The organism is Arthrobacter sp. I3 (assembly GCF_000520575.1).
Classification (GTDB): Bacteria; Actinomycetota; Actinomycetes; order Actinomycetales; family Micrococcaceae; genus Arthrobacter; species Arthrobacter humicola_A.
In genome coordinates this window covers 45760-71277 of the sequence record NZ_KI914945.1, presented here as the reverse complement: position 1 = coordinate 71277, position 25518 = coordinate 45760, and the positions used below count along the sequence as shown (strand labels likewise).

Sequence of the window (25518 nt, the reverse complement as noted above, 5' to 3'; positions counted from 1 at the left end):
GAATTGCCCCTAAGGACGCTATGACAGAGAACAGCACCGCGACGTCGGAGACCCTGGAAACCGGGGATAATACAGCGTCCCGGCGCGCCGCCGTGGTTATCAACCCCATGAAGTCTCCCGGCGACAGCTTCCGCGCCTCCTTCTTCCGCCTGTGCGAGACCCAGGGCTGGGCGGAGCCGCTGTGGCTGGAAACCACGAAGGAGGACACCGGGCTGGGCCAGGCCCGCGAGGCGCTGGAGGCCGGAGTCGACGTCGTAATCGCCGCAGGCGGCGACGGAACGGTCCGCTGCGTGGCGGAAGTCCTCGCAGGCACCGGAACGCCGATGGGCCTGGTGCCCCTGGGGACCGGGAACTTGCTGGCCCGCAATCTCGGCATCGACATCACCGACCCCGTGGCGGCCAGCTACGACGTCCTGAGCGGCACGGACACCAAGGTCGACGTAGTGAAGGCCACGCTGGACCACGCCGAGACGGAATCCACCTTCCTGGTGATGGCCGGACTTGGCTACGACGCTGCGATCATGGCCAACACCGTCGACGAACTCAAGGACCGCGTGGGCTGGCTCGCGTACGTTGAGGCGGGCATCCGGCACCTGCCGGGCAAGCCCATCAGGGCGAAAATCAGCATGGACGGCGAGCACCCGGTACGGCGCCGCATCCGCAGCGTGATGGTGGGTAACTGCGGCAAGATCATGGGGGGCGTGGAGATCTTTCCCGACGCCAAGATCGACGACGGCATCCTGGACGTCGTGATTTTGGCCCCCATCGGCCGGTTCGGCTGGCTGGATGTGCTGGCCGGCGTCTTCGGCCGGAGGAATGCCAAGAATGCGTCGGTGGAATACTTCGCTGGAAAGTCAGCCGAGATCGAACTCGCCCACGAGCAGGAATTCCAGCTCGACGGCGACCCCCTCGGCAAGGCCAAGCACCTTAAGGTCACGGTCGAGCAGGATGCCCTCACCATCCGGATGACAGGCATCTGACCCTGCGCCAACCATCGGCCGGCTATTTCACCGGCCAGCCGGGCCACCGGCCGGCCGTGCCGGCTAACGCGCCGCCGGCCGGTGCGCCAGGATCTCCGCGAGTTCGGCCAAACGGTGCGCGCGGGCGGATTCGGCAGGCGTAAACGGCTCGCCGGGCCGGGAAAACGTGATGGGCCCGTGCCACGCCGTAGGGATTTTCAGGACCGTCCCGTCACCGCCCGTCTGGGGTGGGACCTCGGTGTTGCCGGCGGCCGGTCCAGGGATGATCCGTGCCCGCAGCAGTTCCGCGACCGCCAGCGGCAGCTCCTCCGGGCTGGCGGCGATCCGGGCGGCCAGGCTCAGCGCGCCGGTTTGCCCGTCGGCCATGGCCAGGGCGGTGGTCGGCCAGACGTGCGGGTCCGCTCCGCCGCCGGCCCGCAGGGCCCGGAGCAGCTCGGCTTCGCGGACTTCGCCCGGGGCCGAGAGCACAAACTCGTCCAGCACACCGCCGGCCACGGGGTGAACATGAATGCTGAGGATGTTCGTGTTCAGCGCGGCCAGGGCCTGCGTCAGTTTCTGCAGCGACCCGGGCTTGTCTTTCAGGACGGTCCGCGCCCGCCACAGGGCGGGTGCGGCGCCGAGCCGTTTACGGTGCCGCAGGGCTGGGGCATGCAGCCACCCCCTGAGCATCCGGGCCGCCGAGGGTTCGGCCACCCAGATCACCAGGATGGTCGCGGTCAGGGTCAGCACCAGGACCTTGGCAACGTAGGCCAGGTGGGTTTCCACCACCGCCGCGTGCACCAGCAGTTCGATCGGGAGCATCACGGCGACATTGGCCAGGGTCAGCCGTGCCTTGGTCGGTTCGGGCATCTGACCGCACACTTCGCAGCTCAACTCGGAAGTGGCCGGGGACTGGGCTTTGCCGGTGGTTTTGGCAGGGTTTTTGCCTTTAGCGTTGCGCGTCATGCTCCCATGATTCCCGCCGGCTGTTTCGGCCGGGTTGCCGCCGGGTGACGGTTTCGCGCCGGGGCCGGGACCGGGCCAGGCCAGGCCAGGCGATCGTGCTGTTACAAGCCCGGTCCACCCTCCGGGCCGCGCAGGAGCAGGTGGCGGTGGGCGTAAAGGTCGCGGAGCAGGGCGACCTCGGCCAGGTGGTGGATCATCTCACGGTTGATGTGCAGGACCAGCGCTGCCATGGGGGCATCGGCGTACGGGCCCTCGGCCGGCCCGCAGGGTGCCGCCAAACCCGATTCGTGGAGGCCCTTCACGCCGTGGATCCACCGGCCGTAGTACGCGTCCAGCTGGGCCAGCGCCCCGGCCGCGGTGCCGGGGTAGGCGAAGCTCTGGTAGTCCACCGGTGGGCCGCCAAAGTGCGATGCCGTGCGTGCGCCGAGGACGCCGACCAGAATGTGGCACAGGCGCCACGCAATGGTCGTCACCGGAGCAGGAACGGGCTCCGGGTACCTGAAATCTATGGTGAATTCGCCCGAACCCGGCGCGGCCGGGGGTGTTGAGGTGTCTTTGCGGCGGACATTCCAGCCCGGTACCGGCTCCCAAAAGTACTCGTGGTCAGTCAACCCGTCCAGCCGCGGCCGGGCCTGGTTGGCAAAATGCCAGTCCAGTTGGTCCACCAGCTCGTGGTTCCACTTAAGGTCCGGCATGGTGTTCCTCCTTGGCAGCCAGGCTCGCGCGGCGGGGCCCCTACATCAAAGCACTCCGGTGCGGCCGCCCGCCAGAGGGCACGGCAGGGAGGGGTCAGGCGTGAGTTCGGATTGCGGTTCCGGCCGGCACGGACGAGTGTGCCTTCCCATCCGGGTACTCCCCGTCCCGGTGTTCCCCGGCGCTGGCACGGGTGGCGGCGGAGTCCGGGCCGGCCAGATTGGCCAGCAGGTCGCGGATCTCGGCCAGCAGAGCGGTGTCGGCCGGGATCGGTTTCTCCTCGGGTTCGGCTGCCTTGAGCCGGTTCTTGACCATTCGGTTGATCCGGTTCATGGGGGCCACGAAAATGAAGTACACCACCGCGGCGGTGATCAGGAAGGTCAGGAAGGCCGTCACCACGGCGCCGATGTTGATGAAGGTCTTGTCGTTGCCAGGCCAGACGTAGAAGCCCAGGCCGTGGGTCTCGACTCCGCCGGCGGCAGCCAGGATCGGGTTGACGACGTTTGCGGTGAAGGCGCTGACCAGGGCCGTGAAGGCGGTGCCGACCACGACGGCAATGGACAGTTCGATCACGTTGCCGCGCAGGATGAAATCCTTGAATCCTTTGAGCATGGGGAACCTCCGGTGTGCGTTGCGGGCTTGATTCAACCGATAGACGCTACCACTTCGCGGTGCAGCCGGCCGATCCCGATCAACGGATTCCGATGCCGCCGCCGCGCCGTTCCGGCGTAAACTCCCCCTTGGATGCCAGCGCCGCCGTCGTAACACTCCGGCTGCAACGAAAGGCATCCCGACCCGTGAGAACCCGCCCATGAAGAGCTTTTTCGCTGTAAGGCCGGCGCTATGAAAGTGTTCGCCGAGATGTTCACCATCGCGCCGGCCAACAAGGACCACCAGGTTGCCCTCCGCTGCGCCGTGGGAGTCTTTGTTCCGCTGATCACGCTGGTGCTGCTGGACCGCCTGGACCTGGCAATCTTCGCTTCCTTCGGCGCCTTCACCGGCATCTACGGCCGCAACGAGCCGCACGCCAGGCGCCTGACCCTGCAGGTCCGGGGCGGCGGGCTGATGCTGCTGGTGATGTTCCTGGCCGCCCTCACCGCGCGGGTGGACGCCCTGGCCGGGCTGTCGGCGGCAGACACCACCTGGGTCCTGGTGGTGGCCACGACCGTGATCGCGTGGGGATGCTCCCTGGTTGTCGCCTGGTGGCGCCTGCGCCCCGCCGGTTCGCTGTTCCACATCTTCGCGTTCGCGGCCATCGCGTCAATCCCCAACCAGCCGCCGCTGTGGCAGGCCATGCTGGTGGCGGTCCTCACGGTGGCTTTCTCCCTGCTGCTCGGCCTGTCCTCGCGGGTGGCCCGGAGCCACCGGACCCCGTGGGTAAATCCGAGACCGGCGGCCCTCACTCCGCGGGAGAAACGCACCGCGTGGCACGAAAGCTGGGGTTACCTCGTGGCGGCAGGCCTGGCGGGAACGCTGGGGACCCTGGCCGGGGAATGGCTGGGCATTGGCCGCAACTACTGGGCGATGGTGGCCGCCGTCGTTCCGCTGGTGGGCCACACCACCCGGCACCGCGTCAGCCGCGGCCTGCAGCGAATCGCGGGCACAGCCCTGGGGCTGGTGCTGCTCGCCGGCATCCTGCTCCTGCAGCCGACGCCCTGGCAGACGGTGCTGGTCATTGCCGCGTGCCAGTTCGGCGCCGAGATGTTCATCGCGCGCCAGTACATGCTGGCGCAGGTTTTCGTCACGCCGCTGGCGCTGATCTCCACGCTTCTCGTGGCACCCGTGCCGCCCGGCATCCTGCTCCGCGACAGAATCGTGGAGACCATCATCGGTGCCGCCGTCGGCATCGCCGTCGTGCTGGCGCCGGGCACGTGGCGCAAACTCAGGGTCCGCCGCGAGGCGCGGACCCCGGAGCGCTTCTCCTAGGAGCGCCTGACGGCTACGGGTGCCCGACGCTGGCGCCGGCGCGGGACACTGCCGGGACGGTTTGCGGGACGAAGGCGAGGGCGAGGACCGCCAGGACCGCGGCGGCGGCGAAAACATAGAAGCCCCACGGGTAGGCGATGCCGGCGGCCACCAGCGCGCCGGTGACGGCCGGGCCCATAATTGCCCCCAGCCGGCCAACGCCGGCGGCAAAGCCCAAAGCGGTGCCGCGCAGGCGGACGGGGAAGAGCTGGGTGACCCAGGCGTAGACCAGAACCTGGGAGCTGAAGACGAACACGCCGGTGACGAAGACGGCGGCATAGAGCACCACTTCGTTCTGGATCTGGATGCTGAGCGCGGCCAGGAACACGGCGGAGAGGCCAAACCAGAGCAGGACGATCTTCTTGGTCCCGTGCCGGTCGGCCAGGACCCCGGCGATCAGCAGGCCCACCACGGCGCCCACGTTCAGGACCAGGAGCAAGGCGAGGCCGGCGTTCAGGCTGTAGCCGGCGGAGGCCATGAGCTGCGGCAGCCAGGTGTTCAGGCCGTAGACCAGCAGCAACCCCATGAAGGACGCCACGGCCACACCGGCCGCAATCAGCGGGTAGGGCTTGCGGCCCAGATCCCGGAAGCTGGCGCGTTCTTCCGCGGGCGCGGCCGCGGCCTGCGCGCGGGCCTGGCTGCCGGCCGGGGACTTGGCGGCCGCAGGGATGTGGTGGACCGGCGGGAGGGTCTCCGGAAGCTTGAACCACAGGAAGGGGACCAGGGCGAAGCCGGCCAGGCCGCCGGCCACGAACATGGTCCGCCAGCTTGGAATGACCATGAGGGCCAGGAACGCGGTGGCCACGGCGCCGACGTGGTACCCGGTCATGGTCCGGGTGGTGGACTTTCCGGCCGTTCCGGCGGGTGCGTAGTCGTTCATGTACGCCAGGGCGGCGGGCAGGCAGGCGCCCAGGCCGAGCCCCGCCAGCAGCCGGAACGCGCTGAACCACGCCACGTTGGGTGCGAAGACGACGGCGATCGTAAAGAGGGAGAACCACGCCACGCAGGCCACCAGCAGGTTCCGCCGGCCAAAGCGGTCCGAGAGCGGGGCGATGAAGAGCGCGCCGAGCCCCACACCCACCAGGGAGACGGTTGCCGCGAACGTCGCCCCAACGGCGTCGAAGCCAAGTTCCTGCGACTTGATGAGGGTCGGGATGACCGTGCCGAGCACCACCAGGTCAAAGCCGTCCAGCACCATGGCCAGCCAGCAGAGCCACACGGGCCACCGTGATTTCTCTCCCGATGACGACGACTTGTCCAATGACGACGTTGACATTGTTACCTCAGCGCTAGTGTTTAGGTGATTCCGTGCCCCGGCCGGTGTTCGCGGGGCCTCTTTCCATTGTGAGAGTTGTATCACCGCGCCGTGTTGCATGGGACACTTAAAACCATTCAGCGGAAGGGATTTGGTGGCCAATTCGAACTCCGGCGACTCGGTGGTGGACCGGGTCCTGCGGTTGATTGCCGCGTTCCCTGAAGGCGTCACGGCGCTGCCGCTCTCGGAGCTTGCCGCGAGGGCGGAGCTCCCCCTGACCACCGCGCACAGGCTCGTCCGGCAGTTGGCCGGGCACGGCCTGCTCGACGTCGGCCCCGGCGGCTCCGTCAGCCTGGGCCTGCGGCTCTGGGAGCTCGCCAACCGCAATTCCCCCACGCTCGAACTCCGCCAGGCGGCCCTGCCGTTCATGGAGGACATCCAGCAGGTGCTGCATCAAAACGTGAACCTCGCCGTGCTGGACGGGCGGGAAGCGCTCTTTGTGGAGCGGCTGTCCCGCCGCGGCTCCGTCGCCAACCGGGCGCAGGTGGCCGGCCGGATGCCCGTGCACGTGTCCTCCGCCGGGCTGGTGCTCATGGCCAACCAGCCCCGCCCCGTCCAGGCCGAGTACCTCGAGGGATTCAGTGATCCGACCGGCCGGCTGCCCCTGGAGGATCTCCGCGCCCTGCTTGGCGAGGCCGCCCATCGGGGCTATGCCCAGCTGGCCGGCGTCGTGGACCCTGACACGTGGGGGATCGCGGTTCCGGTGCTGGACCGCAGGAAGCACGCCGTGGCGGCCCTCGGCGTCGTTGTTCCCCTTCGCGAGGTGCGCCTGCAGGCGCTTGTTCCCGCCCTCCAGACGGCGGCGCGGGGGATCGGGCGGCGGCTGGGAGAGCCCCGCGAGAATCCCGTATTCCATTCAGAGGAATCCATGTAACGCGCATCACCCCCGGGGGAGCACACTGTTAGCCGGAAGACGAAAACGGCCCCGGCCCCGACCGCCCGGACCCCGCAACGAAGCGAGACGCACATGGCACAGCGAAAAGTCATCACCACCCAGGTAGCCATCATCGGTGCCGGCCCGGCCGGACTCATGCTGTCCCACCTGCTGGCCAAGGCCGGCATCGAATCCACCGTCCTGGAGATCCGCAGCCACCAGGAGATCTCCGAGACGGTCCGTGCCGGCGTCCTTGAGCACGGCTCGGTCAACATGCTCGTCGACAGCGGTGTCTCCGACCGCGTGCTGCGTGACGGCGACCGGCATGACGGAATCGAACTGCGGTTCAACGGCGAAAGCCACCGGATCGACTTCCAGGACCTCGTCGGGGAATCGGTGTGGCTGTACCCGCAGACGGACGTGTTCCTGGACCTCGCCGCACGCAGGAAGGCCGACGGCGGCGATGTCCGCTACGGCGTCACGGACACCACCATCCACGACATCGAAGCCAAGCCCAAGGTCTGGTTTACCGATGCGGACGGCGTCGACTACGAGGTCCAGGCCGACTTCATCGCCGGCGCGGACGGCTCGCGCAGCCACTGCCGGTTCCAGATTCCCGAGACGCACCGCAAATGGTACTTCCACGAGTACCCCTTCGCCTGGTTCGGCATCCTGGCCGAGGCGCCGCGCAGCTCCGACGAGCTGATCTACGCCAACTCGAAGAACGGCTTCGCCCTGATCAGCCAGCGCACGGAGACGGTCCAGCGGATGTACTTCCAGTGCGACCCCAACGAGGACGTCAACAACTGGGATGAGGACCGCATCTGGGACGCCTTCCGCAGCCGCGTCAACGGCAACGGCTTCGAGGTCAAGGAAGGGCCCGTGATCGACAAGACGGTCCTGAAATTCCGCAGCTTCGTCCACGCCCCCATGCGGCACGGCAACCTGTTCCTCGCCGGGGACGCCGCGCACACGGTGCCGCCCACCGGGGCCAAGGGCCTGAACCTGGCGCTGCATGACGTCAAGGTCCTCTTCGAGGGATTCGACAGCTTCTATGCCAGCGGCTCCACCGCGCTCCTGGACGCCTACAGCGACCGCGCCCTGAACAGGGTGTGGAAGGCCCAGCAGTTCTCCTACTGGATGACTTCCATGCTGCACACCCCGGCCGGCGCCGATGATTTCTCCCGCGCCCGCCAGCTTGGCGAGCTCCAGTCCGTGGTGTCCTCCCGCCACGGCAGCGCCTACCTCGCGGAGGCCTACACCGGCTGGCCGGGCGCCCGCTAGAGCACCGGCCGGAACCCCGGCAGGGGGTTGATATTTCCATCGACAGGCCTAGGGGCCAGGACTAGCCTATAACCGTCCCAGCATGACCCGACAAGGACGATGGAGAGGTGTCCGATCATGGGAACCGCAGAGAATGTTGAACTGGTCCGGCGGGGTTACACGGCCTTCAACGCAGGGGATATGGCGACCCTCAGCGACCTGTTCGCGGAGGACGCAGTCTGGCACGTTGCGGGAAGCGGCGTGCTATCCGGAACCAAACAGGGCCGCGACGCGATCCTGGCGTACTTCGGTGAACTGGGAGCGCGCACCCAAGGTCACTTCCAAGCCAACGTCGAGGACATCGTCGGCGGGGAAAACCATACGGTCGCGATCCAGCAAACCCACGGGGAAGCCAACGGCAAAACCCTGGACATGCCGACCGTCATCACGTTCGTGGTCCGCGACGGACAGATCGCGGAAGGACGGGAGTTCTTCGAGGACACGGCCAAGGCAGACGACTTCTGGACCTGACCGAACAACCGCATGATCGGCCCCGCCCGCAGGCTGTTTCCATCATCGGCGGCGGCATCGCCGGGCTGGCTCTTGCGGCCCGGCTCGATCCCGCGCGTTTCGAGGTCACAGTCACCGAACAGCGGTACGGGCTCCCGACCGTGGGGACATCCTTGGCCATGTGGCCCGCGGCCCAGCGCGCCCTGGGCGATTTGGGCATCCTGGACGCCGTCAGGGAGGCCAGTCCGGTGATCGATGGCATGACCGTCAGGGCGGCCTCCGGCAGGGCCTGGACATCAGCGCAGGCGACGGGGCTGATCGGCGTCTCCCGGGTTGATCTCATCCGGCTCCTCGACGGTGCAGTCCCGGGCAGCGTGCGCCGGGTGTCCGGCCGCCTCGACGTCGTCCGGCCTGGTCCTGCCGGCCTCGTGGTGGGCGCCGACGGTGTCCACAGCGCGGTGCGCCGCAGCTGCTGGGGTGCCCGCTCCGGTGCCCGGCCCACCCGCTACCTCGCGGTCCGCGGCGTGGCTCCCGGATCGCTGTGGCGTGGGCACACGGGCGAATACTGGGGCCGCGGGCAGCTCTTCGGGATTGGTCCCGCGGCGGCCGGGACCAACTGGTACGCGGCGTTCCGCACCGGGGCGGGACAGGGAAGCCTCGACGTCGCCGCGGTCCTGGCGGAGACCCGCGCCCGCTACGCAGGCTACGCCCCGGGCATCCGCGACGTCCTGGCCGCTGCGGTACCGGAAACGACCCTGGTGCAGCGGATCTGGACGACGCCGCCGCTTGGTCGCTATGTCTGCTCCCGGGTGGCACTGCTAGGGGATGCCGCCCACGCGATGACACCCAACCTCGGCCGGGGTGCCTGCGAGGCGCTGGTCGACGCCGTGACCCTCGCGGCGCTGCTCAATACCCGGCCCGTGGACGAGGCGCTGAGCGCCTACAACCGGGCGCGCCACCTCCGCACGCAGGCGTTGCGGTGGGCGTCGTCGGCCGTGATGCGGCTGGCCCTGGCGGAGCGGGGCCAGCCTGTGCGGGACGCGCTGCTGGGCCTGGCTAGTCCTGGTCCAGGGTCTCGGTCAGATGGTGCGTCGGAATCCGGTCCCGGTCGTAGGTGATCTCGGTATAGCCGTGCGGCTCCGGCTTCCCGGACGGGCTCAGGTTCACGAAGACGATCTCGTCAATGGTGAGGATGCTGCGGCGCGTGATCATGTTCCGGACTTCTGCCCGCATCGTCAGCGATGTCCGGCCGAAACGGGTCGCGGTCAGACCCATTTCGATCAGGTCGCCCTGGACCGCGGAGCTGACGAAGTTGATTTCGGAGATGTACTTGGTGACGGCCCGGCCGTTTCCCAGCTGCAGGATGGCGTAGATGGCCGCCTCCTCGTCGATCCACTTCAGCAGGCTCCCGCCGAACAGGGTGCCGTTGGCGTTGAGGTCCTCGGGCCGCACCCATTTGCGGGTGCGGAAGGTGATGTCGGCCGATTCCATAGGGCGAGGTTAGCCGACTCCGTGACCGGCGGCGTTGTGTGACGCAGCCGGCCCGGGGCGGCGCGCGGCCTCACGCCATGGCGGTGTGCGCGGCGCTGTGCGAATCGATCGGCTTCGCGTAGCAGTACGAGTGCACCAGGCCGACATAAGGCCCGAAGTTCGGCACGGACACGAAGCCGGAGTTCTCGTAGAACTGCCGGCCGTCGGTCTGCACCGAGCCGGCCTCCGCCGTCAGGGTGGTGATTCCCAGCGCGTGGGCGTGGGCTTCGAGGGCCGCGAGGATGGAGCTCGCCACTCCTGAGCCACGGGTGTAGGGCAGTACGTAGAGGCGTTTGATTTCGGCGGTGGTGGCGTCCAGCATGCGAAGGCCGCCGCAGCCCACCGGCTGGCCCGAGGCCTTGTCGTGCGCCACCAGGAACACCGCCGTGTCAGCTTCCGACGGCGGCGGCCCGGGTTCGTGGTCGGGCCGGCCGAAGCGGGCCTCGAGTTCCGCCTGTTGGGCTGCCCTCAGGTCCGCTCCGACGGGGTTTGCCCAAGTGACCTGACGGATGTTGAGCCGCGGGTTGGTCTGCATCACTGCCTCGATTCGCCGAAGTGTTATGCAGTCCAAGGCTAGGCACCAGCGGTTTCGGCTGTGTTTCCTGCCGGTAAGCGTCGCGAGAACTGTGGATGATGGCAGTGCAGTTGCGGCTTCCGGCTCGACTTTCCGGGTCGACGTGGCGACGGCCACAGCCTAGCGGCGCACCAGTGTCCGCAGGAGTTTCAGCGCCACGGAGATCGAGGCGATATCCACTTGGCCCGGTTTGGTCACTTCCGCGAAGGTGTCCTTGATCCGTGCCAGCTGCTCCTGGTGCCCGCGTTCCCAGGCCACGATGCGCTCCACGGCATCGGACGTGCCGGCGTCGGTGGCATTCAGGCCCTGGGTTGTCGCCATTACCGAGACGGTCATGTCGGCTACGGCGGAATACACATCGTCGCGCAGGGCTGCCCGCGCGAGAGACTCCCAGCGGCTCTGCCGGGGCAGATCGGTGATGCTGAGCAGCAGGTTCGCGGCGCCGATGCGCTGGAACACCGCGTAGTACAGGTCAGCAATAGTGGGGATGGGTTCGCGCACTTGTTCGGAGATCAGGGAGATGTCCAGCAACCCGAAACTCTCCAACAGGTCCGAGGCGCGCAGGCCCAGCTCCCGGGGCATCCCCACGGCGGCCCAGTGCGCGAGTCTGTCTTCCGCGCGGTCCAGGTCGGAGCCGCGGAGGTAGTCCAATGTTTGGGTCCGCAGCAGTTCCAGGGTGGGCATGATCCTGTCCAAGGCCGCGGCCACGGGCTGGTCGCGATGGTCGTGCGTCACGTACCATCGCGTGGCCCGGTCGAGGATCCGGCGCATGTGCAGCGTCGCCTCGGCGACGTGTTCGGTGGGATATCCGGCGGGGAGTGCGGCCAGCCGGGTGACGATCCACGGCAGGTCGTAGGCCTCGCGCGCCACCACAAAGGCCCTGGCAACAGCGGCGGCGGTGGCAGTGGTTTCCTCGATGGCACGGAAGGCGAAGGTGATTCCGCCGAGATTGATCATGTCGTTGGCCACCACTGTGCACACGATCTGGCGGCGCAGCGGGTGGTCCGCCAGCTCTGCTTCAAAGCGTTCGGACAGCTGGCGTGGAAAGTAGCCGCGGAGCACGCGCCGGAACCACGGGTCATCGGCAAGGTCACTGGCGTTGAGCTCCGCTGCCAGTTCGATCTTTGCGTAGGCGGCCAGCACCGACAGTTCCGGCGCGGTCAGCCCCTCACCTGACCGCAGCCGTTCCCTGAGTTGTTCGTTGCTTGGCAGGGCCTCCAGCTTGCGGTCAAGGTCCGTGGCGTTCTCGAGCCAGTCCATGGTCCGTTCGAAGCCCGGGCTCCATTCCCGCACCAGGTGCCGGTCGTTGAAGAGCAGGACATTCTGGTCCGCGTTATTGGCCAGCACAAGGCGGGCCACCTCGTCGGTGAGGGAATGCAGGAAGCCGGCGCGTTCCGGCGACGGCATCTTTCCCGCCGCGATCATCCGGTCCACGAAGATCTTGATGTTTACTTCATGATCCGAGCAGTCCACGCCGGCTGAATTATCGATGGCGTCGGTATTGAGCAGGACGCCGGACAGGGCGGCCTCGATCCGCCCGAGCTGCGTGATTCCGAGGTTCCCGCCCTCGGCGATGATCTTCGCCCGCACTTCATTGCCGTTGACCCTGACGGGGTCGTTCGCCTTGTCGCCAACCCCGGTGTTGGCCTCTGATGACGCCTTGATGTAAGTTCCGATGCCGCCGTTGTACAGCAGGTCCACGGGCGCCCGGAGGATGGCCTGAAGCAGGGCGTGTGGCGGCAGGGACCCGGTTCCCGGTTCCAGGCCCAGAGAGCTCCTGACCTGGTCCGTGATGCTGATGGACTTGGCCCGGCGGGAGTGGACACCACCGCCCTCGCTGATCAGTGCTGGATCGTAGTCCGCCCAAGATGAGCGCGGGAGGGCAAAGAGCCGCCGCCGTTCCTCGAACGAGGCCCCCGCATCCGGCGCCGGGTCAAGAAAGATGTGGCGGTGATCGAAAGCCGCCACCAGCCGGATGTGGCGGGAGAGGAGCATTCCGTTCCCAAAGACGTCGCCGCCCATATCGCCGATGCCGGCAACTGTGAAGTCCTCCACCTGGCAGTCCATCCCGAGTTCGCGGAAATGCTGTTTCACCGATTCCCAGGCCCCGCGGGCCGTGATGCCCATCTGCTTATGGTCATAGCCCACGGTCCCGCCGGACGCGAAGGCATCGCCCAGCCAGAAGCCGTACTCCGCGGCCACCGCGTTCGCAGCGTCGGAAAATGACGCTGTTCCCTTGTCCGCCGCCACCACGAGGTAATAGTCGTCGACGTCGTGCCGCACCAGTCGCGCCGGAGGCACCACTGTTTCGCCGTGGGCGGTGGTGACCAGGTTGTCGGTGAGGTCCAGCAGCCCGCGGACGAAGGTCCGGTAGCATTCCAGGCCCTCCGTCAGCCAGGCGTCGCGGTCCATGGCCGGGTCCGGCAACTGTTTGGGATAGAAGCCGCCCTTGGCGCCGGTTGGCACTATCACCGAGTTCTTCACGTTCTGCGCCTTGACCAGGCCAAGGACCTCAGTGCGGAAATCTTCGCTCCGGTCGGACCAGCGCAGCCCGCCCCGGGCCAGTGCCCCGAAGCGCAGGTGGACGCCTTCCACGCGGGGCGAGTACACCCAGATTTCGTATTTGGGACGGGGAAGCGGGGCGCCCGCGATCGCGGAAGGGTTCAGTTTGAAGCTCAGGTGGGGCTTCGCCTGGAAGTAGTTAGTGCGGAGCGTGGATTCCACCAGGTTCATGAAGGTGCGCAGCAGCCGGTCGGCGTCGAGGACGGGAATGTCGTCGATCGCGGCCAGCAGATCCCTCCGGGCCGCGTCGGTGTCCCCCAACCGCCGTGCCGCTTCCAGCTCGGGATCGAACTTGGCCCTGAACAGTGCCAGGAGCGCGTGGGTTGCCCGGACATTGACCAGCAGGGTATCGGCCATGAAGCCGTAGGAGGTCGTTGTGCCCAATTGCTGCAGGTACTTGGCATAGCTGCGCAGGATTGCCGCCTGGCGCCACTCGATGCCCTCCCGGAGGACGAGGCCGTCAAAGCGGTCCGATTCCGAGTCCCCGCGCATGGCAGCTCCGAAGGCATCCCCCAGCAGCCCGCTGGTGCGGGACGGATCCACGCCGGCCGGGTAGCGGACGCCGAGGTCATAGAGGAACAAGGCCCGGTCCCTCCCGCGCACCACATCGAATGGCCGTTGGTTCAGCACCTCCAGTCCGAGGTTGTGGAAGAACGGCAGGATCCGCGTCAGGCTGTGGGCGGTGGTCAGGTAAAGCCGGATCCGGGCGTCTTCGGCCAGCGTCGGGGAGGCATCGGTGCGGACATAAACGGCCAGCTGAGGATCGTTCAGCGGCCGCCCGCCCGTGCCGTCGAGATCGAACCGCTCAAACGTAGTGATGTCCTCGACCGCGTCCTCGACCTCGAAATCAGCCCGGTAGCTGGCCGGGAAGGCGGCGGACCACAGCGCCGACAACCGGCTGGCCTCCGCCGACGGCAACCTGTCACGGAGCGCTTCGTCCAGGCCCTGGGCCCACGTCCGCGTTGCGCTGACAACGCTCCGCTCCACTTCAGCGGGATCGACGTCGGGCATCCCGCCGGCGGGCAACAGTATCCGGAAGAACACGCGGGCCATCGGGGATTCACTAAGCCTGACTTCGAACTCGAGCGAGGAGGACCCGAAAGCCTGTTTAAGCTCGTGTTCAATCCGGAGGCGGACGGCCGTGCTGTACCTGGCCCGGGGGAGGAACACCAGCGCGGTCATGAAGCGCCCGTAGCTGTCAGCGCGCAGGAACACCCGTGTCTGGTGGTGGGCCTGCAGGCGCAGGATCTCCCGGGCAAGCCCGGAAAGTTCATCCAGGTCCCGGTGGAACAGCTCGTCCAGGGGGAAGGACTCGAGGACGGTGAGGAGCTGCTTGCCAGGGTGGGAGGCCTCGGTGAAGCCGAAGCGCTCCTGGGTGGCGCGTACCTTGTCCCGGATGAGCGGGATGCGCCGCACGGACCGGCCCGTGGCGCCCGGGGCGAAAAGGCCCACAAACCTGACTTCTCCCGTGGCCTTCCCGGCGCTACCGAAGGTCCGGACGAGGATTTCATCCAAGTAAGCCGGACGGGGGACGGATGATCTCAGATCCGAAATGGAGATGGTGAGGACCTGCGAATGGGGCAGCCCCGTAACAGGCTGGCGGGCCTCCGGCCGCCCGTCCCTGAGCAGGCCCAGCCCCGCGCCGGGCAGCAACGACACAACATCCGGGCCCTCCGCCGTCGAGTATTCATATTCGCTGTATCCCAGAAACATGAAGTTGCCGCGGTCCAGCCAGCCCAGGAGCTCACCGAGCTGCTCCGGAGTCGGAACCGTGCCGGCGGGCAGCAGGTCCAGGGAGTTGATGGTGCGGGCGAGACGGGCGTGGATGGCTGGGGTGTCATCAGCGACCAACTGGACGTCCGCCAGGACACGCCGCACGTTGGCGATGAGCTCCGCGATGGCCCGTGACCCCGGCAGGCGGCCTATCTCTGCCGCCACCCACGTTTCGGATCTCCACCCCGGCGGGTCCTGGACCGGGCCGGTCGCCGCGGTGCCCGGGACGCCAGCAATTGGGCCCGTCGGTCCGGACTGCGAGGACCCATGCCGTACCTCCACCAACCGATCAGTCCGCGGATCCCGCCGCACCAGAAAATTGGGATGCACCAGTAACCGGATGGACTCGTTTTGGCGGGCCAGCTCCGCAGTAAGCGAATGGATCAGGTGCGGGATGGCGTCGGCAACCACCAGCAGGACGCTGGCGTCGCTTTCGTTCAGGATGTCGACGGCCGCCGTGCCCGCCGGACGGCCGTCCGCTAGTTCCGCATGGTGCCTGGAGCGCTGCTCCAGGTTTTCGGGACTGTAGCCTTGGAGGTCCTCCGGCGCAGCGTGCTCGTAGTACGCCGCGAGGAACTGTTCATCGAAGCCGGGGAAAACGCGGCCGGGCGCATGCCCCCGGTGTACCGATTTGCGTGACATGCCCCTGCGCCTCCACTGCGCGGGCTCAACCGCATGCCGCGGCCGACCATCCTGTCCCCACGCCTGTTTTCATCATCGCCGCGTTCCCGTGAGGAGTCCAGACCCGGTACGCCCCGCCGGGACGGCCTGTACGCCCGCCGGGGACGGACGGGCCCGCTATGCCGGACGGCCGCCGGGGACGGACGGGCCCGCTACGCCGGACGGCCGGTGGGATCCTCCGCCGTCGGATCCGCCAGTGCCAGTCCGCCCACGGGACTGTCGTCCCAGTGGATGAGTTCCCAGCCGTTGGCGGGATCGCCTTCCAGCGCCACGATTCCGGTGTTGTCCAGCACGTGCCTGATGGCAAAGTCCGGTTCGATGTTGTCCGCCCGCAGGCCGGCCCACACCCGGATGGCTGCGCCGTGGCTGACCACGGCCACGGATCCTGAGCCCCCCGCCCCGTTTGTCCGTGCCGCTATTTTGGCGATCGCGGCGTCGTAGCGCTCAAAGAAGTCCCGGCCGCTGGGACCGGCAGGCATCCGGCGGTCCAGCTCGCCGTCCGCCCACGAAGAAATGGTGCCGATGTACCGCTTGTGCGATTCGTGGTCCGTGCGCTTTTCCAGCGACCCGGCCTCGATCTCGTGAAGGCCCTCCAGCACCTCGGTTTCAAGCCCGTGCACCCGGGCGAGCGGTGCCGCTGTGATCTGCGTCCGAACCAGGGTGGAGGCGTACAGGGCCAGGATCCGCTCGTTCGCCAAGGCGCGGGACAACGTCTCGGCCTGACGCTCGCCGAGTTCGGTCAGCCCGGGCCCCGGGTGCGCCGTGTCCAGCTGGCCCAGCACATTGCCGGGCGTCTGGCCGTGCCGGATGAGCAGAAGCCTCATTTGAGGTGGTCCACCAGCTGGTCCGCGATGCCCGTGTACTTGCCCGGGGTCAGCGCCAGCAGGCGGGCTTCAGCGTCGGCGGACAAGCCGAGGCTCTGGACGAATTCCTGCATCCGGGCGGCATCCACGCGCTGTCCGCGGGTCAGGTCCTTGAGCCGTTCGTACGGGTTTTCCATGCCGTCGACGCCAGCGATGGCCTCGGCGCGCATAACCATCTGGATGGCCTCGCCGAGGACTTCCCAGTTGGTGTCAAGGTCCGCGGCCAGCACGTCCTCGGCAACCTTGAGCCGGTCCAGGCCCTTGGCAACGTTCGAGATGGCGAGCAGCGAGTGGCCGAACGCCACACCGATGTTGCGCTGCGAGGAGGAGTCGGTGAGATCGCGCTGCCAGCGGGAGGTGACCAGGGTGGAGCCGAGGACGTCCAGCAGGCCGGAGGAGATCTCAAGGTTGGCCTCGGCGTTTTCGAAACGGATCGGATTCACCTTGTGCGGCATGGTTGAGGAGCCCGTGGCGCCTGCCACCGGGATCTGCACGAAGTACCCGATCGAGATGTAGCTCCAGATGTCGGTGCAGACGTTGTGCAGGATGCGGTTGAAACGCGCGACGTCGGCATAGAGTTCGGCCTGCCAGTCGTGGCTTTCGATCTGGGTGGTCAGCGGGTTCCAGGTCAGGCCCAGGCCTTCGACGAAGCCCTTGGCGACCTGCTCCCAGTCGGCGCCCGGGACGGAGGCGACGTGGGCGGCGTAGGTGCCGGTGGCGCCGTTGATCTTGCCGAGGTATTCGGTGCGGGCGATCCGGTCCAGCTGCCGGCCCAGCCGGTGCGCGATGACGGCCAGTTCCTTGCCCAGCGTGGTGGGCGTGGCGGGCTGGCCGTGGGTGCGGGAGAGCATCGGCACGGCGCGGTTGTCCCCGGCCATGGCGCTGATCTGGGCGACGAGGGCGCGGGCCGCAGGCAGCCACACATCCTCCACGGCCCCCTTGATGCCCAGGGCGTAGGAGAGGTTGTTGATGTCTTCCGAGGTGCAGCCGAAGTGCACCATGGCGGTCAGCCGGTCGATTCCGATGCCGGGCAGGCGGCGGCCGATGTAGTACTCCACGGCCTTGACGTCGTGGACCGTAACGGCCTCGATCTCGGCCAGTTCGGTGACGGAGGCGGCGTCGAACTCCGTGACGATCGCACGCAGTTGCTCCTGTTGTTCCGCCGTGAGCGGCCCGGCGCCGGGCAGGACGCTGTTGCCGGTCAGGTGGATCAGCCACTCGACCTCAACAGCCACGCGGTCGCGGTTCAGGGCGGCCTCGGAAAGGTAGTCGACCAGCGGTGCGACGGCGGACTGGTAGCGGCCATCCAGCGGGCCGAGCGCGATCTGGTGGTCGGACGCGGCGAGGGCCAGGCGTCCGGACGGCGTGCGGGTATCAGCTGTGGCGGCAGTTTCAGGCATATGGCGATTCTTTCACGAAGTGCCGTCGGGCCTTAAGCGCCCCCGTCCTTGTGACATTGCCGGATGACATTGCCGGCTTGCAGTGCCTGGCGGTCCGGGACGTTGTCCACATAGCCGGGCGGCTCTCTTCAGCGGGCACGGGCCAGCCCGCTAGCGTCGGTTCATGGACAGCTGGATGAGGCAGGTCACTGGGATGAGGCCGGGATGAGGCCGGTCAGCAGCGGCATGCCACCGGGACCCGGGGGCAGTGTGGCGGTGCAGGACATGGCGGTGCAGGACATGGCGGTTCTTGGCGTGACGGCCGCCGACGCCCTCGAGTGCGCTTCGCGCAGTTATGAAGTCCAGCAGTTCGCTGCGCGCGTTGCGCGGTGCGCCGATGAGGCTGATGCGGTGCTCGCCGCCCTCGCCCGCCTCGAGCTGCAGTCGTGGCAGTCACCGGCCGGCCGGGCCTACCGTGTGGCCTTGTCCCTGCACGCGGCGGCGCTGCACCGGAGCCGGGACGCGCTGCTCGATGCTGTTGCCGTGGTGCTCCGGCACGCCCGGAACGTGGCGCAGCCCGCGGACCGGATGGGACCCTGATGGCCGAGTCGAGTCCGGCGGGCTCCGGCGGCAGTCCCGGGGTTTCCGCGCCGCCGCGCGACGGCAGCCTGCTCATCCGGGGCGGAATCGGCGGGGTGAGCTTCCAGTTCGAGGAGCTGCTGGCGGGTGCCGCGGCACTGGACGGGCTGGTCCGGCAGCTGCAAATGGTTGAGGTGGAGGCCGACACCGTCCGGCGCACACTCTTTCCCTATCAGTCCGACTCCTACACCAGCGGCAGCAACGCCATCATCGCCGTGGGGGAGGCCGGCCGGGACGTCGGACGCGTCCGGTCCCAGCTTCAGCGGATCGGCGACGACGTCCGCGCCAGTCACCGCGAATACGAATATGCAGAAGCCCGGAATGCCCTGCTGCTGCGGATGGGACTGCACGGCTCCGAGTACGGCGCAGCACCGGAGCCCTTCGCCCTGCCCGGGGTGCGCGGCACTGTTGAAGGCTGGGTCGCCATGGCACCCCGGAATCTCGCCGTGCTGCTTGGCCTGCCCTGGCCCCTGGCCGCCGTAGCCAGCGCCCTGGCCGGGCCCGCTGACATCCGCCGCCTGGTGCGGGACGCCTCGGAAGCGCCGGGGCTCGTGTTCCTCAAGCCCCGCCCCGTCAGCATCGTGGGCCGGGAGACGTTTACGGCCGACGTCGACCTCTCACCGGCCGGGCTGCTGCGGCGGGCCGGGGCAGTGGGAGAGCAGGGCGGCCGGATCGAGGTTATCGAGGTCGACGGCGGATCCCGGCCCGCGTGGGTGGTGATCATCCCCGGAACACAGCAGGGCGCCCTGCCGGAAGGCACCAACCCTTTCGACCCTGCCGGAATCGCCGAGGCCCTGGGCTATGACTCGGCGTTGACGGCGCAGGCCATCAGGGAGGCGCTGCGGCAGGCCGGGGCCGAGGCCGGCGATCAGCTCGTGGCCGTCGGCTACAGCCAGGGCGGGATCCACGCGATGAATCTCAGCAAGGACCGCGCTGTCCTGGCCGAGTATGACCTCAAGTTCGTGCTGACCGCGGGCTCCCCGGTGGGCGGGATCAGCCCCGCGCCGGGGATCCGCAGCCTGCACCTGGAACATGAGCAGGACTGGGTGCCGGGGGCGGACGGACTGGCGAACCCGGACACCAGGGACCGGGTGACCGTGACCCTCACCAACCCGCTGGCGGTGCCGCCACCACAGGACTTCGGCCTGGGTCCCGGGCACCGGCTGGAGAATTACGCCGACGGGGCCGCGCTCGTCTCGGCGAGCCGGGACAACACCCTGAAGGACTCCACGGCCGCGCTGGCCGCAGTGGTGGGGACCGGCGGGGCGGCGACGGTGACCCGGTTCTCGCTCCGGCGCGAGGCCCGGCCGGCACCGCGGGCAACCCCCGCAACCCCTCCCGGACCGCAGCGCAGCCCGGGCGCCCCTAACGATCGAGGGCGGGAAGGAAGCTCGCCACGAGGGACACCAGGCTGATGATGATGGCGGCAAACACGGCGGTCCAGAAGAACGAGTCGATGGTGAAGTGCACAGTGGTGTAGCTGCTGATCCAGGAGGTCAGGTAGAGCATCGCGGCGTTGATGACCACGGTGAACAGGCCCAGGGTGAGGATAGTGATCGGCAGCGAGAGGAGGCTGACAATGGGCTTGACGAAGGCATTGACCAGACCGAAGATCAGGCCGATGAACAGGTAGCCCAAGATGATGCTGATGGTGCCGTCACTCTGGGTGGAAATATCCAGCCCGGTGAGGATCCAGCAGGCGATGGCAAGGGCCAGCCCGTTGATGATGACTCGTACGATGATTGAGCGCATGGCCCCATGCTGTCATACGCCCGGCGGCGACGGCAGGGACCATATTCCCCATGTCAGCAACGGCTATCCCCTACGGACAGCAATCAGCTCCCGCAACTGCGGCAGCGACCCGAAGTAGGCTAGTTGGCATGACTTCATCAGAGAATCCGGCCGGGGGCATCAGGCCCCGTCCGGTGGTAGACCTCCTCCCCCGCTACGCGGCCGGAAAACCCCCCGTCCCCGTGGAGGGCCTGACCAGCTACAAGCTGTCCTCCAACGAGAACCCGTTGCCCCCGATCCCTGCAGTGCAGCAGGCCATCGCGGCGCAGACCGATTTCAACCGCTACCCCGATCCGCTCAGCAGCAGGCTGCGTGAAGCGCTCGCCCGCTTCCTGGATGTGCCCGCCGAGGACATCGTCACGGGCGCCGGCAGCCTGGGCGCCCTGAACCAGCTGCTGACCACCTTCGCCGGCCAAAACGACGACGGCAAGGCCGACGAGGTCATCTACGCCTGGCGCTCGTTCGAGGCCTACCCAATCTGCGTCGGACTGGCAGGCGCCGAGAGCGTCCGGATCCCGCTGACATCCGACGGGCGGCATGACCTGGACGCCATGGCCGCCGCGGTGACTGCGCGGACCCGGATGATCCTGCTGTGCACGCCCAACAACCCCACCGGACCCATCCTGACGGCCGAGGAAACGGAGCGCTTCATCCACGCCGTTCCGGCCGACGTCGTGGTGGTCATTGACGAGGCCTACCAGGAATTCGTGCGCGCCGGCGACGCCGTGGACGGCATCGCCATGTACCGCAAGTACCCCAACGTCGTCGTCCTGCGGACCTTCTCAAAAGCGCACGGCCTCGCCGGACTCCGCGTGGGCTACAGCGTCTCCCGGCCCGAACTGACGCAGCACCTGCGCGTCAGTGCTACCCCCTTCGCCGTGTCCCAGATCGCGGAAACGGCGGCCGTCACGTCGCTCGAGCACTTCGCCGATGTTGTAGAAAGGGTACAAAGCCTGGTGGACGAACGGGACCGGGTCACGGCGGGACTGCGTGAGCTCGGGTGGTACGTCCCGGAGGCCCAGGGCAACTTTGTCTGGCTCAATCTGGGCGAAAACAGCGCGGAATTTGCCGCCCTGGCGGCGGAACGGGCGCTGTCCGTACGGGCCTTCGGCAACGAGGGCGTCCGCGTCAGCATCGGCGAAACGGAAGCCAACACCCGTTTCCTGGAGCTCTGTGCGATCTATACAAAACCGCCGCGGCGTTCCTAGCGCTTAACACTGCGCGCTCAGGCCGCCCCGTGCGGATAAAGTAAGGACCAGTAAGCCAAAATATATGCCGGGCCTGGAATGTATTCCCGGCCCGGCATATATCCCAGCGATTGCGGCGCATTCGGATGCGGCAAGCAAGGAGACGGTATGGGCGCCACACATCTGCCCTCTACCGAGTTCGACGGAACCGGGATGGATGACCAGCTCGAAGCGGAGGCCGAGGCCCAACTGGGTGCCCCGGCCGAGCCGATGGTGCAGTTGCTGGACCCGGACGGCACCCTGGGCTCGGACCCGGTTTTCTCAAAATACGCCGAGAAGCTGGACCCGGACACCCTGCGCGGCTTCTACGCGGATATGGCCAAGATCCGCCGCTTCGACGTGGAAGCCACCGCCCTGCAGCGGCAGGGCCAGCTGGCCCTGTGGGTCCCGCTCACCGGGCAGGAAGCTGCCCAGATCGGCTCCGGACGGGCCAGCCAGCCGCAGGACTACATCTTCCCCACCTACCGCGAGCACGGCGTGGCCCTGACGCGGAACGTGGACCTGGCCGAGCTGCTGCGCCAGTTCCGGGGCGTCTCCAACGGCGGCTGGAACCCGAAGGACACGAACTTCCACCTCTACACGCTGGTCCTGGCCGCCCAGACCCCGCACGCCGTCGGGTACGCCATGGGCATCCAGCGGGACCAGAAACTGGCGGCCGCCAACGCCGTCGCCAGCGTGGAAGCGGGACAGGCCGTGGAGCCGAACGCCGCCGTCATGGTGTACTTCGGCGACGGCGCCAGCTCCGAAGGGGACGTCCATGAATCCATGGTGTTCGCCGCTTCCTACCAGGCGCCCGTGGTCTTCTTCTGCCAGAACAACCACTGGGCCATCTCCGTGCCAAGCTCCGTGCAGACCCGCATCCCGCTCGCCAACCGCGCCAAAGGCTACGGCTTCCCCGGCATCAGGGTGGACGGCAATGACGTGATCGCCGTCCACGCCGTCACGGAATGGGCGCTGGAGCGGGCCCGCGAGGGCCATGGTCCTGTACTCATCGAGGCGTTCACCTACCGGGTTGGGGCGCACACCACGGCCGATGACCCCACCAAATACCGCGAATCCGCCGAAGAAAGCCTGTGGCGTGCCAAGGACCCGCTGGCGCGGCTGGAGAAGTATCTCCGGGCCCAGGGCCTCGCGGATGACAGCTTCTTCGAGCAGGTCAAGGCCGACGGCGACGAGCTCGCCGCCTATGTCCGCAAGACCACGCACGACCTCGAAACCCCGGACATCCGGACCGCCTTCGCCAACACCTATGTGGAGGCCCACCCGCTGGTGGCCGAGGAACTGGCCTGGTTCGAGGAATACAGCGCGGGGTTCGCCGATGAGGCGTCCGCCGATGAGGCACATAGAGTCCAGACAGACAGGGCGGCCCGCTGATGACCACCATGACCATTGCGAAAGCCATCAATGAGGGCCTGCGGGCCACGTTGAACAACAACCCCCGCTCGCTGCTGATGGGCGAGGACATCGGGGCCCTTGGCGGCGTCTACCGGGTCACCGACGGGTTGATCGCCGAATTCGGCGCCGACCGCGTGGTGGATACCCCGCTGGCCGAATCCGGCATTATCGGCACCGCGATCGGCCTCTCCCTGCGCGGCTACCAGCCGGTCTGCGAGATACAGTTCGACGGTTTCGTGTTCCCGGGGTTCAACCAGATCACGACGCAGCTGGCCAAGATGCACTCGCGCAGCAACGGCAACCTGACCGTTCCCGTCGTCATCCGGATTCCGTACGGCGGCGGCATCGGCTCCATTGAACACCACTCCGAATCGCCGGAGGCACTGTTCGCCCACACGGCCGGGGTGCGCATCATCACCCCCTCCAATCCGCACGATGCCTACTGGATGATCCAGCAGGCCGTCGACTGCCAGGATCCCGTAATCGTCTTCGAGCCCAAGCGGCGCTACTGGCTCAAGGGCGAGGTCGACACCGAGACCCCGGGCGCGTCCGCTGACCCCTTCAAGGCGCATGTGCTCCGCGAGGGCACCGACGCGACCGTCGTCGTCTACGGCCCGCTGGTGCCCGTGGCCCTCGCCGCGGCCGAGGCCGCCGCCGAGGACGGCCACAGCGTCGAGGTGATCGACCTCCGTTCCATCTCGCCGATCGACTTCGACACCGTCACGGCCTCGGTCCGGAAAACCGGCCGGCTGGTTGTGGCCCACGAGGCCCCGACGTTCGGCGGCATCGGCGGCGAAATCGCCGCGCGGATCAGCGAGCGGGCGTTCCATTCACTGGAGGCCCCCGTCATCCGCGTCGGGGGATTCCACATGCCCTATCCCGTGGCCAAGGTCGAAGAAGACTACCTGCCGGACATCGACCGCATCCTTGAGGCGCTGGACCGCGCCCTGGCGTACTGACGAGGACCCATGACGCTCAACAAGTTCAACCTTCCCGACGTCGGCGAAGGGCTGACGGAGGCCGAAATCGTCGCCTGGAAAGTCAAGGCCGGCGATACCGTGGCCGTCAACGACGTCCTGTGCGAGATCGAGACGGCCAAATCCCTGGTGGAACTGCCCTCACCGTTCGCCGGCACCGTCACGGAACTGCTGGTGCCCGAGGGAGTCACGGTGGATGTCGGCACGCCGATCATCAGCGTGAGCGACGCTGTCGACGCCCCGGCGCCTGCCGCCGCGGCACCCGCCCCGGCGCCTGTGGCACAGGAGCAGGCTGCCGGCCAGGAACAGGCTTCCGCCGCGCCCATGTACGGCACGCTTCCGGCTGATGACTCCGACGCCGGCGAACCAGCCGGGCGTCCGGCCGGCGGTCCGCTGGTGGGCTCCGGTCCCAAGGCAGACGCCGTCAAGCGCCGGCGGCGGATTTCTGCCCCTGCGGCCGCCGGCCACGAAGCCCCGTCCGCGGCGACAGCCACCGGCGCTGCCGCCCCGGTGGTGGAGCGGGCCGGGGTGGAGGCCCACGACATATGGATCAACCCGGACGCGGCCAGCAGTCCTGCCGACGCGGCCACAGGCCCCGCCGGCTCCGTTGAGGCGCGCCCCACCTTCGGCGGTGCCATCAGCGGCCTGGTCGGCAAGGTGCTGGCCAAGCCTCCGGTCCGCAAGATCGCCCGGGACCTCGGGATCAACCTGGCCGACGTCGTGCCTACCGGCGCCCGCGGTGAAGTGACCCGCGAGGACCTCGTGAGCTACCAGGCCCAGCGGGACGCCGAGGTGGACAAGGCGGACTCGTTCTGGGGCAAGTCCGGCCGCCCGCAGGAGCAGCGGATCGAGCGGATCCCGGTCAAGGGAGTCCGCAAAGCCACCGCGAAGGCCATGGTCGAATCCGCGTTTGCCGCGCCGCACGTCAGCATCTTTGTCGACGTCGATGCCAGCCGCACCATGGAATTCGTCAAGCGCCTCAAGGCCTCCCGCGACTTCGAAGGCATCAAGGTCTCCCCGCTGCTGATCCTGGCCAAGGCGGTCATTTGGGCCGCGGCGCGAAACCCGAGTGTCAACGCGACGTGGGTGGACAACCCGGACGGCAGCGATTCCGCGGAGATCCACGTCAAGCACTTCATGAACCTGGGCATCGCGGCCGCCACGCCCCGCGGGCTGATGGTGCCGAACATCAAGAACGCCCAGGACCTCTCGCTCAAGCAGCTGGCCCTTGCCCTGAACGAGCTCGCCACGACGGCGCGGGCCGGCAAGACCCAGCCTGCCCAGATGCGCGGCGGCACGCTCACCGTGACCAACATCGGCGCCCTCGGGATCGACACCGGAACGCCGATCATCAACCCGGGCGAGGTCGCGATCGTGGCGTTCGGCACCATCAAGCAAAAGCCCTGGGTCCTGGACGGCGAAGTCATTCCGCGCTGGATCACCACCCTCGGCGGCTCCTTCGACCACCGCGTGGTGGACGGCGACCTTTCGGCCCGCTTCATGGCCGATGTCGCCGCCATCCTGGAAGAGCCGGCCCTGCTGCTGGACTAGCCGGCGAAACC

Annotated in this window: 22 protein-coding genes; 12 read left to right on the top strand and 10 right to left on the bottom strand. The window is 67.9% G+C overall.

The genetic code is table 11. The features are described 5' to 3' along the window. Nucleotides 1–20: 20 nt before the first annotated feature. Nucleotides 21–980: a diacylglycerol/lipid kinase family protein gene (locus tag Y706_RS0117390; protein WP_043436382.1), complete on the top strand. Its 960-nt coding sequence runs from the start codon at nt 21–23 to the stop codon at nt 978–980. Nucleotides 981–1043: 63 nt separating this feature from the next. On the opposite strand, the gene Y706_RS0117385 is transcribed toward Y706_RS0117390, so the two are convergent. The 3 genes from Y706_RS0117385 to mscL form a co-directional block, all read right to left on the bottom strand. Next, on the bottom strand, nt 1044–1925 hold the full coding sequence (locus Y706_RS0117385; RefSeq protein WP_028277602.1) for an ACT domain-containing protein: 882 nt from the start codon (nt 1923–1925) through the stop codon (nt 1044–1046). Between the two features lie 101 nt (nt 1926–2026). Then, nucleotides 2027–2620 (bottom strand): DinB family protein, encoded by a 594-nt coding sequence (locus tag Y706_RS0117380; RefSeq protein WP_028277601.1) that lies wholly within the window; start codon nt 2618–2620, stop codon nt 2027–2029. 94 nt (nt 2621–2714) lie between these two features. Then, complete coding sequence (gene mscL / locus Y706_RS0117375; RefSeq protein WP_028277600.1) at nt 2715–3230, bottom strand: large conductance mechanosensitive channel protein MscL; 516 nt, start codon at nt 3228–3230, stop codon at nt 2715–2717. A gap of 231 nt (nt 3231–3461) precedes the next feature. Between mscL and Y706_RS0117370 the strand changes: the two genes are divergently transcribed. Beyond that, entirely contained in the window at nt 3462–4544 is a 1083-nt protein-coding gene (locus Y706_RS0117370) for an FUSC family protein (RefSeq protein WP_028277599.1), read from the top strand. Nucleotides 4545–4557: 13 nt separating this feature from the next. Here the strand turns inward: Y706_RS0117370 and Y706_RS26200 are convergent, their stop codons facing one another. Beyond that, a complete protein-coding gene (locus Y706_RS26200) occupies nt 4558–5859 on the bottom strand; it encodes an MFS transporter (RefSeq protein WP_043436381.1) in 1302 nt (433 codons plus the stop codon). Nucleotides 5860–5992: 133 nt separating this feature from the next. Here Y706_RS26200 and Y706_RS26195 point away from each other — a divergent pair, with 133 nt between their 5' ends. The 4 genes from Y706_RS26195 (at nt 5993) to Y706_RS26185 (ending at nt 9663) form a co-directional block, all read left to right on the top strand. After that, entirely contained in the window at nt 5993–6772 is a 780-nt protein-coding gene (locus Y706_RS26195; RefSeq protein WP_043436404.1) for an IclR family transcriptional regulator, read from the top strand. A gap of 93 nt (nt 6773–6865) precedes the next feature. After that, nucleotides 6866–8056: a 4-hydroxybenzoate 3-monooxygenase gene (locus tag Y706_RS0117355; protein ID WP_028277598.1), complete on the top strand. Its 1191-nt coding sequence runs from the start codon at nt 6866–6868 to the stop codon at nt 8054–8056. Nucleotides 8057–8173: 117 nt separating this feature from the next. Next, on the top strand, nt 8174–8566 hold the full coding sequence (locus tag Y706_RS26190) for a nuclear transport factor 2 family protein (RefSeq protein WP_043436380.1): 393 nt from the start codon (nt 8174–8176) through the stop codon (nt 8564–8566). A 44-nt stretch (nt 8567–8610) separates the two neighbouring features. Next, nucleotides 8611–9663: an FAD-dependent monooxygenase gene (locus Y706_RS26185; RefSeq protein WP_173403093.1), complete on the top strand. Its 1053-nt coding sequence runs from the start codon at nt 8611–8613 to the stop codon at nt 9661–9663. Here Y706_RS26185 and Y706_RS26180 read toward each other — a convergent pair. From Y706_RS26180 to purB, 5 genes are all read right to left on the bottom strand, one after another. Beyond that, a complete protein-coding gene (locus Y706_RS26180; protein WP_079555099.1) occupies nt 9602–10036 on the bottom strand; it encodes an acyl-CoA thioesterase in 435 nt (144 codons plus the stop codon). The genes Y706_RS26185 and Y706_RS26180 overlap by 62 nt on opposite strands. 70 nt (nt 10037–10106) lie before the next feature. Continuing rightward, on the bottom strand, nt 10107–10610 hold the full coding sequence (locus tag Y706_RS0117335; protein WP_043436378.1) for a GNAT family N-acetyltransferase: 504 nt from the start codon (nt 10608–10610) through the stop codon (nt 10107–10109). 159 nt (nt 10611–10769) lie between these two features. After that, nucleotides 10770–15626, bottom strand: coding sequence for an NAD-glutamate dehydrogenase (locus Y706_RS0117330; protein ID WP_028277596.1), 4857 nt, complete (start codon nt 15624–15626; stop codon nt 10770–10772). Between the two features lie 191 nt (nt 15627–15817). Beyond that, complete coding sequence (locus Y706_RS0117325) at nt 15818–16489, bottom strand: histidine phosphatase family protein (protein WP_028277595.1); 672 nt, start codon at nt 16487–16489, stop codon at nt 15818–15820. After that, on the bottom strand, nt 16486–17928 hold the full coding sequence (gene purB, locus Y706_RS0117320; protein WP_028277594.1) for an adenylosuccinate lyase: 1443 nt from the start codon (nt 17926–17928) through the stop codon (nt 16486–16488). Before purB ends, Y706_RS0117325 begins: the two co-directional genes overlap by 4 nt. Before the next feature lie 204 nt (nt 17929–18132). Here purB and Y706_RS0117315 point away from each other — a divergent pair, with 204 nt between their 5' ends. Both Y706_RS0117315 and Y706_RS26175 read left to right on the top strand, forming a co-directional pair. Then, complete coding sequence (locus Y706_RS0117315) at nt 18133–18507, top strand: hypothetical protein (RefSeq protein WP_343213078.1); 375 nt, start codon at nt 18133–18135, stop codon at nt 18505–18507. Beyond that, a complete protein-coding gene (locus Y706_RS26175) occupies nt 18507–19961 on the top strand; it encodes a hypothetical protein (RefSeq protein WP_052355096.1) in 1455 nt (484 codons plus the stop codon). Before Y706_RS0117315 ends, Y706_RS26175 begins: the two co-directional genes overlap by 1 nt. Here Y706_RS26175 and Y706_RS0117305 read toward each other — a convergent pair. Then, nucleotides 19912–20298, bottom strand: coding sequence for a phage holin family protein (locus Y706_RS0117305; RefSeq protein WP_028277592.1), 387 nt, complete (start codon nt 20296–20298; stop codon nt 19912–19914). The two genes, Y706_RS26175 and Y706_RS0117305, sit on opposite strands and share 50 nt — an antisense overlap. A 128-nt stretch (nt 20299–20426) precedes the next feature. Here Y706_RS0117305 and Y706_RS0117300 point away from each other — a divergent pair, with 128 nt between their 5' ends. The 4 genes from Y706_RS0117300 to Y706_RS0117285 all read left to right on the top strand — a co-directional run bounded on the left by Y706_RS0117300 (nt 20427) and on the right by Y706_RS0117285 (nt 25507). Next, the gene (locus Y706_RS0117300; RefSeq protein WP_028277591.1) at nt 20427–21545 is read left to right on the top strand and encodes a histidinol-phosphate transaminase; all 1119 of its coding nucleotides are present in this window, start codon (nt 20427–20429) and stop codon (nt 21543–21545) included. Between the two features lie 147 nt (nt 21546–21692). After that, nucleotides 21693–22958, top strand: a complete 1266-nt coding sequence (gene pdhA / locus Y706_RS0117295; protein ID WP_028277590.1) for a pyruvate dehydrogenase (acetyl-transferring) E1 component subunit alpha — start codon at nt 21693–21695, stop codon at nt 22956–22958. After that, nucleotides 22958–23938 carry an alpha-ketoacid dehydrogenase subunit beta gene (locus Y706_RS0117290; protein WP_028277589.1) on the top strand — a complete coding sequence of 327 codons (981 nt, stop codon included), beginning with the start codon at nt 22958–22960 and terminating at the stop codon, nt 23936–23938. Before pdhA ends, Y706_RS0117290 begins: the two co-directional genes overlap by 1 nt. A gap of 9 nt (nt 23939–23947) precedes the next feature. After that, nucleotides 23948–25507 (top strand): dihydrolipoamide acetyltransferase family protein, encoded by a 1560-nt coding sequence (locus tag Y706_RS0117285; protein ID WP_028277588.1) that lies wholly within the window; start codon nt 23948–23950, stop codon nt 25505–25507. The last annotated feature ends 11 nt before the right edge of the window (nt 25508–25518 follow it).